At 36.9% G+C, this 12,573-nt stretch carries 12 protein-coding genes, 2 tRNA genes and 1 rRNA gene; 12 read left to right on the top strand and 3 right to left on the bottom strand.

Going from position 1 to position 12,573, the window contains the following annotated elements; all coding sequences use genetic code 11:
• Positions 1 to 19: 19 nt before the first annotated feature.
• The 6 genes from rrf (at position 20) to F5ESL0259_RS01685 (ending at position 3,538) form a co-directional block, all read left to right on the top strand.
• A 5S ribosomal RNA gene (gene rrf / locus F5ESL0259_RS01660) occupies positions 20 to 136 on the top strand.
• 10 nt (positions 137 to 146) lie between these two features.
• Positions 147 to 219 (top strand) — tRNA-Asn (locus tag F5ESL0259_RS01665).
• Between the two features lie 170 nt (positions 220 to 389).
• Positions 390 to 1,400, top strand: coding sequence for a PTS sugar transporter subunit IIB (locus F5ESL0259_RS01670; RefSeq protein ID WP_122025685.1), 1,011 nt, complete (start codon positions 390 to 392; stop codon positions 1,398 to 1,400).
• Between the two features lie 17 nt (positions 1,401 to 1,417).
• On the top strand, positions 1,418 to 2,227 hold the full coding sequence (locus F5ESL0259_RS01675) for a PTS mannose/fructose/sorbose transporter subunit IIC (RefSeq protein ID WP_046324358.1): 810 nt from the start codon (positions 1,418 to 1,420) through the stop codon (positions 2,225 to 2,227).
• A gap of 27 nt (positions 2,228 to 2,254) precedes the next feature.
• Complete coding sequence (locus tag F5ESL0259_RS01680) at positions 2,255 to 3,169, top strand: PTS system mannose/fructose/sorbose family transporter subunit IID (protein WP_122025686.1); 915 nt, start codon at positions 2,255 to 2,257, stop codon at positions 3,167 to 3,169.
• A 6-nt stretch (positions 3,170 to 3,175) separates the two neighbouring features.
• Positions 3,176 to 3,538 carry a DUF956 family protein gene (locus tag F5ESL0259_RS01685; RefSeq protein ID WP_110445632.1) on the top strand — a complete coding sequence of 121 codons (363 nt, stop codon included), beginning with the start codon at positions 3,176 to 3,178 and terminating at the stop codon, positions 3,536 to 3,538.
• A gap of 117 nt (positions 3,539 to 3,655) precedes the next feature.
• Here F5ESL0259_RS01685 and F5ESL0259_RS01690 read toward each other — a convergent pair whose 3' ends face one another.
• Positions 3,656 to 5,026 (bottom strand): amino acid permease, encoded by a 1,371-nt coding sequence (locus F5ESL0259_RS01690; RefSeq protein ID WP_110445633.1) that lies wholly within the window; start codon positions 5,024 to 5,026, stop codon positions 3,656 to 3,658.
• 186 nt (positions 5,027 to 5,212) lie between these two features.
• Here F5ESL0259_RS01690 and F5ESL0259_RS01695 point away from each other — a divergent pair, with 186 nt between their 5' ends.
• Positions 5,213 to 5,761, top strand: coding sequence for a GNAT family N-acetyltransferase (locus tag F5ESL0259_RS01695; RefSeq protein ID WP_046324362.1), 549 nt, complete (start codon positions 5,213 to 5,215; stop codon positions 5,759 to 5,761).
• Between the two features lie 37 nt (positions 5,762 to 5,798).
• Here the strand turns inward: F5ESL0259_RS01695 and galE are convergent, their stop codons facing one another.
• Positions 5,799 to 6,791, bottom strand: coding sequence for a UDP-glucose 4-epimerase GalE (galE, locus tag F5ESL0259_RS01700; protein ID WP_034980556.1), 993 nt, complete (start codon positions 6,789 to 6,791; stop codon positions 5,799 to 5,801).
• Between the two features lie 140 nt (positions 6,792 to 6,931).
• Between galE and F5ESL0259_RS01705 the strand changes: the two genes are divergently transcribed.
• From F5ESL0259_RS01705 to F5ESL0259_RS01715, 3 genes are all read left to right on the top strand, one after another.
• Positions 6,932 to 7,690: an NADPH-dependent oxidoreductase gene (locus F5ESL0259_RS01705; RefSeq protein ID WP_046324363.1), complete on the top strand. Its 759-nt coding sequence runs from the start codon at positions 6,932 to 6,934 to the stop codon at positions 7,688 to 7,690.
• 67 nt (positions 7,691 to 7,757) lie between these two features.
• Positions 7,758 to 7,830 (top strand) — tRNA-Thr (locus F5ESL0259_RS01710).
• Positions 7,831 to 8,013: 183 nt separating this feature from the next.
• Positions 8,014 to 8,307, top strand: a complete 294-nt coding sequence (locus F5ESL0259_RS01715; protein WP_122025691.1) for a HigA family addiction module antitoxin — start codon at positions 8,014 to 8,016, stop codon at positions 8,305 to 8,307.
• Between the two features lie 115 nt (positions 8,308 to 8,422).
• Here the strand turns inward: F5ESL0259_RS01715 and F5ESL0259_RS01720 are convergent, their stop codons facing one another.
• A complete protein-coding gene (locus F5ESL0259_RS01720) occupies positions 8,423 to 9,394 on the bottom strand; it encodes a helix-turn-helix domain-containing protein (RefSeq protein ID WP_122025692.1) in 972 nt (323 codons plus the stop codon).
• Positions 9,395 to 9,638: 244 nt separating this feature from the next.
• Here F5ESL0259_RS01720 and rhaB point away from each other — a divergent pair, with 244 nt between their 5' ends.
• The gene (gene rhaB / locus F5ESL0259_RS01725) at positions 9,639 to 11,111 is read left to right on the top strand and encodes a rhamnulokinase (protein ID WP_122025693.1); all 1,473 of its coding nucleotides are present in this window, start codon (positions 9,639 to 9,641) and stop codon (positions 11,109 to 11,111) included.
• A 192-nt stretch (positions 11,112 to 11,303) separates the two neighbouring features.
• Positions 11,304 to 12,572 carry an L-rhamnose isomerase gene (locus F5ESL0259_RS01730; protein WP_110445639.1) on the top strand — a complete coding sequence of 423 codons (1,269 nt, stop codon included), beginning with the start codon at positions 11,304 to 11,306 and terminating at the stop codon, positions 12,570 to 12,572.
• Position 12,573 lies beyond the last annotated feature (1 nt).

Consider the following 12,573-nt stretch of genomic DNA (forward strand, 5'->3'; position numbering starts at 1 on the left):
AAAAGCTCACAAGGAAAAGTACGGTGGCAAGAGCAAGAAGGAAACACCTGTAACCATGCCGAACACAGTAGTTAAGCTTCTTCACGCCGAGAGTAGTTGGTGGGAGACTGCCTGCGAGGGTAGGACGCTGCCGTGCTTTTTAGTATTCCGGCTTAGCTCAGTTGGTAGAGCGCTTGACTGTTAATCAAGATGTCGTCAGTTCGAGTCTGACAGCCGGAGCAAAGAGAGAAGAGGACCTGGAAAGGTCCTCTTTTTTTGTGCCTGATGATGTTTAAGTGACGATGGCTATTATATTAGAAATACGTGAGCTAATTTTTAAAGAATGTGACATCAAACCTTTTTAACGATAAAATAATATTGGATATGTTTTATCTAAAGGAGGAAATCTCATGGTAGGAATTATTTTAGCCAGCCATGGTGGTTTTGCTGACGGTATTGCGGAATCTGCGCAGATGCTGTTTGGCGAACAAGATAATTTTGCTCATGTCATTTTGAAACCTGATGAAGGTCCAGATGATATTAGAGGCAAAATGGAAACGGCAATTGCTTCATTTGCAAATCAAGATGAAGTTTTGCTGATAGTTGATTTGTGGGGAGGTACGCCATTTAATCAAGCTAATGCCCTGCTTGAAAAGCATCCTAATTGGGCTATTGTTACTGGTATGAACTTACCAATGGTTGTTGAAGCACTAACGCAGAGAATGGCCAATCCCGATGCTACTGCTCATCAGATTGCAAGTGCCATTATTGAGCCGGCAAAGGACGGTATTAAAACCAAGCCAGTTGACTTAATGCCGCAGGAATCTGCAGCAGCTCAAAAACCGTCCCAACCTGCTAATTCAGCTAATAAGAAAACTATTCCTGAAGGTACAGTTGTTGGTGATGGTCACATTAAGTTTGTCTTAGCGCGAATTGATTCACGTCTTTTGCATGGTCAGGTAGCAACGGGCTGGATACCGACTATGCACCCAGATCGTGTAATTGTAGTTTCCGATAGTGTAGCTAAAGACGAAATGCGTAAAAGCATGATTCGTGAAGCCGCTCCTGCAGGGGTCAAAGCGCATACTGTTCCGTTGAAGAAGATGGTAGAGATTGCTAAAGATCCCCGTTTTGGTAATACACATGCCTTATTGCTTTTTGAAAACCCGGAAGATGTTTTAAAAGTAATCAAAGCAGGTGTTGACATTAAGACTGTTAATGTCGGTTCAATGTCTTACAAAGTCGGAGACGTCAATGCAAATAACGTATTGTCTATGAATCAAGAAGATGTTGATACTTTCCACGAACTTGAAAAAATGGGAGTCAAGTACGATGTGCGTAAAGTTCCAACAGATAAAGAAGGCAATATGGAAGCTATTTTAAATAAAGCCCAAAGTTTGCTTGACGAACAAAACAAGTAGGAGAATAGGAGTAAAAAATGAACGCTATTCAAATGATTTTAGTTGTCATAGTGGCCTTTCTTGCAGGTATGGAAGGTATCTTAGACCAATGGGAATTTCACCAACCATTAGTTGCTTGTACATTAATTGGTCTTGTAACTGGTAATCTAGTTTTAGGTGTTATCCTAGGTGGATATTTACAAATGATTGCCTTAGGTTGGGCTAACATTGGTGCTGCTGTTGCTCCTGATGCCGCTTTAGCTTCAGTAGCTTCCGCAATCATTTTGGTTCAAAGTGGTCAAGGAACAAAAGGAATTGGTATGGCTACTGGTATTGCTATGCCTTTGGCCGTTGCCGGACTCTTTTTAACCATGATTGTGCGGACTATTTCTACTGGTATTGTCCACATTATGGATGCTGATGCTAAAAAGGGTGATTGGCGTAAAATTAATATGTGGCAATGGCTTGATGTTTGTCTACAAGGGTTGAGAATCGCTATTCCGGCTGCATTGCTGTTAGCTATTCCTGCTTCACAAGTTAGATACTGGCTGGGCTTAATGCCAGCATGGCTGAGCGACGGTATGTCAATTGGTGGTGCTATGGTTGTTGCTGTTGGTTACGCAATGGTTATCAACATGATGGCTAGTCGTGAAGTTTGGCCATTCTTTGCCATCGGTTTTGCTCTGGCAGCAATAAAAGATTTAACTTTGATTGCTTTAGGTGCAATTGGCTTAGCTTTAGCACTGATGTACTTATCTTTAGAGTCAAAAGGTGGCAATGGCGGTAGCTCAAATTCTGATAATGACGGTACCGGCGATCCACTCGGCGATATCATAGATGACTATTAGAGTGATATTTAAGAGGAGGATTTTATAATGGCTGATAAAAAAATAAAATTAACTAAAGCCGACCGCTTCAAAGTTATGTGGCACTCACAATTTTTGCAAGCTTCATGGAACTATGAAAGAATGCAGAACGGTGGTTATGCCTATTCACTTATACCCGCTTTAAGGAAACTTTATCCTAAAAAGGATGATATGGCAGCTGCTTTGCAAAGACACCTGGTATTCTTTAACGTTCACCCTTATCTGGTTTCACCAATTTTAGGTGTTACTTTAGCCTTAGAGGAAGACAAGGCTAATGGTGCTAAAGTTGAAGACGAAGCTATTCAAGGTGTTAAGGTCGGAATGATGGGACCTTTGGCTGGTGTTGGTGACCCTGTATTCTGGTACACGGTAAGACCAATAGTTGGTGCCTTAGGTGCTTCAATGGCTATTCAGGGTAACGTGTTAGGACCGATTTTGTTCTTCGTTATTTGGAATGTAATTAGATTGGCCTTTATGTGGTATACACAGGAATTTGGTTACAAGGCCGGTTCTGCTATTACCAGTGATATGTCTGGTGGTCTATTGCAAAAAGTAACTCGTGGCGCCTCCATGATGGGTATGTTTGTTTTAGGCTCCTTAATTGAACGCTGGGTTAACATTAAGTTCACTCCGATTGTTTCAAAAACCCCTATTCAAAAGGGTGGCTATATTGACTGGGGATCACTTCCTGCTGGTGCCAAAGGAATTCAGCAAGCTTTAATAGATCAAGCCAACGGCTTATCACTAACCAAGTTTAAAGTAACTACTTTGCAAAACAACTTGGATAGCTTAATCCCTGGTTTAGCCGGACTACTGCTCACTTTCCTTTGTATGTGGCTATTAAAGAAGAAAGTTTCACCAATTTTGATCATTATTGCCATCTTTATTGTCGGTGTTGTTTTGCACGTTCTGCATGTGCTTTAATTTAAAATGGTTGAATCAAAAAATACTAAAGTTGATTTAACGGCAAATGCAACTTGGTTTCGTGCGTTATCAACATACGGTAAAGTAATGGTTGGAGATAAGGCGTTTGAATTCTATAATGAGCGCAATATCTCTGATTATGTCCAAATTCCGTGGCAAGAGGTTACCTACGTGGTAGCGGATGTTTATTTTCATGGACGCTATATACCTCGTTTTGAAATTCGCACTCGTGCAAGTGGTAAGTTTATTTTTACTACGCGAGACAATAAGAAAACTTTACGTGCTATTCGTCAATATGTTCCCGCTGAACATATGCGACAAGCGCTGGGATTATGGCAAAAAATCAAAAGAAGAATAAGACATAATTAAAAAAGTTCCTAGACAAAATCAATTGTCTAGGAATTTTTTGTTAATTATTGGTTTTAATACTTATGTCTACCACAACACCGAATTCCGCAGGAATTTTTTGTTTCAATGCTGGCATTGCTATGCCTTCTTTTCTTTGTGCCAAACTTTAGATACGGTTGACAAAACTATAAAGATTAACAGAGCTGAAACCATTGATACTCTGTTTGCAGGTAAAATTAATAGTAAAATTATCATTAAAATAAAAAAGATTAAAGTCATGTAATCTAAAAAAGGAAACCCTGGCATTTTGAAATCGGTAAGTTCTTGTGCAGGTGTCTTTTTCCGGTAGGCAATATGTGTTAAAAGCATTAGACACCAAATAATTAAAAACATACTGGTAGAAGTAGAAGAAATAAAATTAAAGGCCTCATTGCCAATAATAATAATAACAAATGGTGCTAAGGCCATTAGGCAGGCTGATAGAGTTAAAGCATTTTGTGGTAATTGTCTTCTTAAATGACCAAATGTCTGGTTAAATTTACCCTTACCGTTAAAAGTAACAGAAAATAATAATCGGCCTGCACTATACAAAATACTATTAGTTGAAGAAACAGCTGCTGAAATGACAACAAAGTTGATAATTGAACCAGCATTGCGAATGCCAGTTGCTGCTAAAGTCTGCACAAATGGGCTAGAGTTAGTAGCCACCTTATCCCAGGGAATAACGACCAAAATGGCGATAATAGCGAGAACATAAAATAATATTATCCGCATTGGTACTTCGTTAATAGCCTTTTTAATCGTTACCTTAGGATTTTGGGCTTCGGCAGCAGTCAATCCGACTAGTTCAACGCCAACAAAGCTAAAGATAACCATTTGAAAGCCAGAGAAAAAGCCGGTACTCCCTTTAGCAAAGAAGCCACCATGCGCAGACAAGTTAGCTAGAGTAACGGGACCAAAAGTGGTTTTGCCACCAGTTATTAACAAATAGGCTACTAAAATCACAAAAGCAATAACAGTCACAATTTTAATAATAGCAAAACTAAACTCCAAATTACCGAAAAGTCGGGCAGAAAGCAAATTAATAAATAGTAAAATTGCGATTGTGATCAAGCCAGGCACCCAGGTGGGCAAATGGGGAAACCAGTACTGGAAATATATACCTAGGGCTGTCATTTCTGCCATGCCTAACGTAACCCAACTAATCCAGTAAAGATAACCTGAGATAAAGCCAGTATTTTTACCTAAGTACTTTTCAATAAAATCAATATAGGTATGCTTGGATAAGTCTGAAACAATTAGCTCACCCAAAGCTCGCATTAGTAGAAATAAGAAAACACCAACGACGACATAAATCAGAATGACACTGGGACCGGCTCGTCTAATGCTATTACCTACGCCTAGAAATAAACCAGTACCAATTGTCCCACCCAGGGCAATCAATTGAATATGCGCGTTAGTCAAGGTTCGTTCGTAACCAGAACCGTTATTTTCCTCTTCTTCGCTCATTAAATCACTCCAAATACTTAAAAATTAGTTACATTATTAAATTATAGCATTATACATAAGCGTATGTTTTTAACAAAACCAAAATTTCGCTAAATTGTAAATTTTGTTATGTTAAAAAGGGCTTTATTTAAAGACAAATTGTAGTATCATATATTTTATTAAAAATAAATTAAGGAGGAAGATTTAATGTTTACCATTGGCCAATTTACTGTTAATAACTTGGATATTAGTTTGGTATTACCGGAAGTCAGTCATGCGGAAGCTTTATACGAAATTATTGTCCATGACCGTGATCAGCTGGCACATTTTTTACCTTGGGCAGGTAAGATTGCGAGTGTCAAAGATGAAGTTGATTTTATTAAGGCAATGCGAGTTGACACCGCTAATTATAAGAAACTGGTACTAGTTGTTCTTGTCAATGGCAAACCAGCGGGAATGGTTGACCTGCACAATATTAAGTTAAAAAATGAAAGCGGCGAAATTGGCTATTGGCTGGGGCAAAAATATCAGGGTAACGGAATCATGACTCAGGCCGTTAAAAAGTTAGTAGACGTGTCATTCAACCAGTTTGGATTACACAGTATTAAATTACTGGCAGATCATAATAATAAACCTAGTAGAGCCATTGCAGAGAGGCTGCACTTTGAATATGTGGCTAGGCTTAAAGATGAAGTTAAGTATCACGGTAAGTTCTGTGATATGGAGTTATATATCACATTTAATTCTAAAAACTAATCAAAAAAATTGCTGGTAAAATTTACCAGCAATTTTGTTATTTGTCTTCGTATCCTTGAGGATGAGTTTGGTGCCATTTCCATGCACTTGCCATTACATCTTCAGCGCTCTCATGTTGCGGCTCCCAGCCTAAAATAGTTCTGGCTTTGGTTGAATCGGCAACTAAACTGTCAGGGTCACCTGCACGTCGTGGTCCCATAGTATATGGAATTTCAATATTGGTAACTTTACGAGCCGCTTGTAAGATCTCTAAGTTGGAATAACCATGAGCAGTTCCTAGGTTGAACACATCGGATTTATTGGTTTTAATTAAGTACTCTAAAGACAGCAAGTGTGCGTCGATGAGATCTTCGATTTGAACGTAATCTCTGACATTAGTGCCATCTTTAGTGTCGTAGTCATTACCAAAAATAGTAAATTTACCATCGCCACTGACAGCACTTTTTAAAATATTAGGAATTAAATGCGTTTCCGGAGAGTGATCTTCTCCAATTGACCCATCACTTGCAGCACCAGCAACGTTGAAATAGCGCAGTGCAATTGATTTGATACCATCAGCTTTATCTGCCCAATGCATGATTTTTTCCATCATTACTTTGGTTTCACCATAAGGGCTAATCGGATTAAGAGGTGAATCTTCAGTAATTGGCAATTTCTTAGGGATGCCGTAAGTTGCGGCACTTGAAGAAAAGACGAGGTAATTGACACCGGCATCTTTCATGGCTTCTAGGAGTGCGATCATACCTGAAACGTTATTATCATAGTATTTTAGTGGGTTTTGTACAGATTCAGGCACTAAAGAATATGCAGCAAAGTGCATAACTGCCTCAATTTTTTCTTGACGCAATATTTGGCTAACTAAAAACTTGTTTTCAATATCTCCATGGTAAAACTTGGCTTTAGGGTTGACTGCTTTTCTGTGTCCAGTGTACAAAGCGTCTAGGACAACAACATCATTATTTTGTTCAATTAATTTTTTAACAGCTACCGAGCCAATATACCCGGCACCGCCGATAACTAAAACGCGCATAAATTCCTCCAATTATTATATGGTAATGATCTTCTGTCTAAATTTTAGCACAGTCTGTTAATTTAAAAGACAATTATTGACAGTAAAATCATTTTGCAATACAGTTACTTTTAGTAAGATAGTTAGAAAGAAGTATCAAAATGATTCATAATTCCACAATTAACCAGCAAATTAATCATCGCTCTATCAGAAAATTTAAAGATCAAACACTAAGTGCAGAACAATTAAATACTTTGTACACCGTTTTTCAACATACAGCGACCAGCATGTTTATGCAAAATGCGACAATGCTTCATATTACTGATGAAAGTAAAAGGGCAAAAATCAGGGAATTGTGCGGACAAAAATATGTTGGTGCTGAAGGAGATTTGTTTATCTTTGTAGTTGATTTATACCGCAACCAACAAATTCGCCGCCAATTAGGTAAAGATGACGGACGTGTTCATACCACTGACATTTTCTTTCAGGGGATGGATGACACATTACTTGCTTGGCAAAATGTGGCTAATGCTGTTGAAAGTATGGATCTAGGCTATGTGCCTCTTGGCACCATTAATGATCATCCGTTAAAAATGCTAGACGTATTAGACTTGCCTAAGCTGACATTTCCAGCGTTAGGGATGCAAGTGGGTATTCCTGATCAAGAGCCGCAATTGAAACCGCGCTTGCCACTAGCATTTACAACTTTTGAAAATGAGTATCCGCGTGATTTTAAAGTGGTAGACTTGAAAGACTATGACCAAGTCGTTACCACTTACTATGACTTGCGGGATGCTAATAGACGTATTGATTCTTTTACCAAGCAAATAACTGGTGACAAGTTAAACGATAAGAGAATTGATCGTGACGAGTTGCCAGAATTGTTGCACAAGCAAGAGCTTTGCCTAGATTGGAAATAAAATAAAAGTCGCGCATTCGATTGCACGACTTTTTTTGTTTTGGTATAATTTAAACGTTGTGAAAGTTGCTGATTTAGCTCAGTTGGTAGAGCGTTTCCCTCGTAAAGAAAAGGTCGCCAGTTCGATTCTGGCAATCAGCATTTTTAAATTTCAGATAGTTCAAAACCTTTCAAAGAAGTCCTAATGGGTGAGCGCTTGAAAGGTTTTTTATATTGCACCTGTATTAAATAGATTTGGATAATCAGGTAAAACTTCAGAATAAAAACAAAATATTTTTACAAATGTAGAAATTGTTGATTATCACTAATTGAGAGGTTAATAAAATGAGTAAAATTCCAACTCCCACAATTGGAGAAATATTAAAAGAAGAATTTATGAAGCCACCACAAAATTCAGCATATAGGCTAGCAAAATTAATTGGTGTGCCAACTTCAAAAATTCAAAATATATTACATGATAGAGTTGGAATAACAGTCGATACTTCTATTAGATTAGGAAGAGTATTTGGCGTGAGTAACAAGTATTTTTTTAATTTACAGGAAGATATAGCTTTTCGTAATGCTAAGATAAAAAAGGGTAAAGAATACAATCAAATTAAAAAGTATCAATCTGTTTAGCTAAAGAAAACCATTTTTCATAATTTTTCGTAAACAGATTTATCAGTGTATTAATTGGCTTAAAAGTAAAAGATCATTCATGACCTAATTGAGGTTAAATGAATGATTTTTTTATTTAAAAATAGCGAATTTCACTAGGAAGGCAGTTAAATTTATTCTTAAACTTCTGGTAAAAGAAAGTTTTGTTTGAAATTCCTACCTTTTGAATAATATCAGAAATTGACAAATTAGTTGAATTAAGTAGGTTGTAAGCATCTAGTAGCCGTTGTTCAGTTAGTGCATCTGAAAAAGATTTACCCACAGTTTTCTTAAATAAATTGCCTAAGTAAGAGCGACTATAACTGGTCTTTTTTGCAATATAAGATAGAGAAATGTTGGCACTGTTAGCAGATATTTCTTTTAAAATATACAGAATAATATCGGGAGTGTTTTCTTTTAAAATCTTGTCAGAATGGATGTTAGTATTTCTTGATAACAATATCAATAACGAATTGAGGTAACTGTCAATTAGCTTATCAGAAAAATCCTTGTCAAAGTAATATTCTTCAATTATTAAATTGGCTATATTGCGAATTGATGATTCAGTATGCTTTTTTCTATAAACCATAAAATCATGAGAGTTGTCATTGGCCAAAATAAAGCTGGACAGAACATTCTTGGTTTTGCCAATGGTTCTTAAATTTTCTAAAGAGAACTTGATGTTATTTCTGAAAATAATATTTATCAAAATGTCATCTTTACCCAGAGTAGCAATTGAATGGGTAGTGCCGACACCTAATAATAAAATATCGCCTTGGTTTAAATAAATGGTATGACCATTCACTTTTTCCTTGGCACTTCCAGATACCATATAATTCATTTCCAAGAATGTATGGGTATGTTTAGGATAGGGCGCAAAGCGGTTGTGCTTACTGACATATATATTTTTACCTTTAAAAAATTCCTCCGTAAAAATAGGGACAAATTTTTTGTCTGAAGCATGTAGCAAGGTTTTATCGTTAAAGTCATTAATAAAAAGTTGTTCATTATATTGCTTTTTTTCCACCGGATTTAGTTCTTTTAGTTTGCTTAGTAATTCATTGTTCATCCATTTACTACCTCAAATATAACTACCTATCATATTGTTATTTGATATTATCTTCAGAATAGATAAGTTTATAAATAAATGTAATTAATACTTATGTTATGGTGCTATAAAACTAATGAATAAATATTTCAAATCAAAATAGACCTACCAATATGATACAATACGCAACCTTATATGTCATTGTAAGCGGTGACATTTTAACGTATAAATATAACTGTAAGGTTTGAAAGTGAGGTGATTATAATTGACAAAGACCTATGTAGCGGTAGACATTGGTGCTTCAAGTGGCCGTCTGATGCTAAGTCAATTAAAAAATGGCAAAATGGTCTTAACAGAAATGCATCGTTTTAAAAATGGTTTTACCTTAAAAAACGGACATGACCGCTGGGATATTGACCATATTATCAAAGAGATTTTATTAGGTCTGCAAAAAATAAAAAGAGCTGGCTTTAGTAAAGTTTCTTTAGGAATTGATACTTGGGCAGTTGACTATGTTCTAGTAGGAAAAGATGGAAATAAGCTTGATGATCCGATTAGCTATCGTGATAAGAGAACCACGAATGCGATTAAGGAATTAACAGCTAAAGTATCTAAGGGACAGATTTATCAAAAGACAGGAATCCAATTTCTGGATTTCAATACTCTATACCAGTTGTTTGAGGAAAACAAAGAACTTCTGGCTCAAACGGATAAGATCATGATGATTCCTGATTATATTGGATATGTTCTCACCGGGAAAGCAGTTTTAGAGACGACAAATGCTTCAACTACACAAATGTTGAGTCTCAGAGAAGGCTTGTTTGATCAGAATCTGCTACAAGAAGTTAATGTGAGACAGGATCAATTTCCTAAATTAGTTGATGCTGGTACCCCGCTTGGTAAACTGAAGCGAGAAGAATTTCAAAGTTATGATTTGCCTGATACTGACGTGATTACAGTCGCAACCCATGATACAGCTTCAGCTGTAGTCGGCACTCCTGGAATAGGACATCATTGGGCATATATTTCTTCAGGCACATGGTCGCTTCTGGGAACAGAACTCAATGTTCCAGAAAATGGTCCAGATGCATATAAAGAAAATTACACTAATGAATGGGGCGCTTATGGCACCTATAGATTTTTAAAAAATATCATGGGGCTGTGGATGGTTCAATGTGTAAAACGTGATTTTAATGACAAGTATTCCTTCAGTGAATTAGCGCAATTAGCAAGCAAAACTAAACCGTTTAGTCAATTTATCAATATTAACGATGAACGTTTTGTCAATCCCGAAAATATGATCCAAGAAATTCAAGCTTATTGTCAAGAAACAGGCCAAAGAGTTCCAAAAACACCTGGTGAAATAGCGATGGCGATTTACTCCAATTTAGCTTTATTTTATGCTTATGAAATACAAAAGTTAAATCATATTATAGGATACCAAATTGATACTTTGAATATTGTTGGTGGTGGATCAAACGTTGCCTTGCTAAATCAGTTGACGAGCACAATTGCTGGCATCGATGTTTATGCTGGACCAAGCGAAGCTACAGCAATCGGTAATTTAGCAGTTCAAATGATTACCAGAAACGATGTTGCAAATGTTTCGGCGGCGCGACAAATTATTAAAGATTCATTTGCAATTAAGCATTTTAAACCTGAACAGGGTGAATACTTAGGCATTCTTGATGACTACATTAACTTTTTGCACACAGCTAACCGAGGTGGAGCAATATAAACATTAGCCTCAGCTAAAATAATAAATGAAATCTGTGACAGAAATATATAGTGAAAATCATATGCAATTGTCCACGATATTTGAACGAAAATTTGTGCAGTAAGCAAACCTTACAGTAGACCTATGCATGCAAGCTCAAGGGATAGTCTAGTTATTTATGTTTAGAAGTTTTTTAATAAAAGGAGAATAATGATGGTTAGTGAAAAAGCAGTTGAAACAGCATATCAAGTTGCTAAAGAACGTTACGCAGAAGTCGGTGTTGATACAGAAAAGGTTTTAAAGAAGTTACAAAATATTCGTGTGTCTCTTCCTTGCTGGCAAGGAGATGATATCCACGGCTTCTTAACGCCAGATGCTGCTTTGTCTGGAGGAATTGGCGTGTCGGGTAATTACCCTGGCATTGCAAGAACACCTGAAGAATTAACTAATGACTTGGATGAAGCCTTTAAGCTAATTCCAGCCAAGCAAAGATTGCAACTGCACCAAATTTACGCTGTGACTGATGGTAAAAAGAAGGATGTGTCTGAAGTTGGACCAGAAGACTTTAAGTTCTGGGTTGACTGGGCAAAGAAAAATGATATTTACCTTGATTTCAATCCGACATTTTTCTCAAGTCCTAAAGTAAAAGAAAATATGACTTTAGCAAGTCCTGAAAAAAGCGTTCGCGATTACTGGATTCAAGTTGGTAAAAATGCACGTGCTATTTCTAATTACTTTGGCGAAGAGCAAAAAGCACAATCAATTGACAACTTCTGGATTATGGATGGTATGAAGGATGAACCTATCAGTAGATTGGATCCGCGTGAGCGTTTGATTGATTCATTAGATCAAATTAACGAAGAGAAATATGATGAAAAGAACACCATGGAATCATATGAAGGCAAATTGTTTGGTACCGGTGTTGAAAGTTATACGGTTGGCTCTCACCTCTTTTACAACAACTATGCTTTAACAAGAGGTAAAGATTGGTGTATGGATATTGGTCACTTCCATGAAGCTGAAGATCCTTCTGACTACTTGTCATCATTCTTAGCATTTGGCAAAGGCATGTTCTTACACTTATCTCGTCCAGTTCATTGGGACAGTGATCACGTACCTGCAATGAATGACATGTTAATTAAAATGATGCGGGCTTTGGTCAGGGATAACTTATTGTCCAAGACAGTTATTGGCTTAGACTTCTTTGATGCTTCAATTAATCGCGTTTCTGCCTGGGTAATCGGTACTCGCTCAGCACAAAAAGCCTTGCTTTTGGCATTGCTGGCTCCAATTGACCAATTAAAAGATGCAGAAAATCACTATGATTATACTCTACGCTTAGCAGAAACTGAAGAATTAAAGTCATTCCCATTTGGTGCTGTATGGGATGAATTCTGCTTAAGAAATAATGTTCCCGTAGGGATGGATTGGTATCAAGAACTTAAGGATTATGAAAAGAACGTTCAATTTAAGAGAAATTAAT

Source organism: Lactobacillus sp. ESL0259, assembly GCF_003693045.1.
GTDB classification, from domain to species: Bacteria; Bacillota; Bacilli; order Lactobacillales; family Lactobacillaceae; genus Lactobacillus; species Lactobacillus melliventris.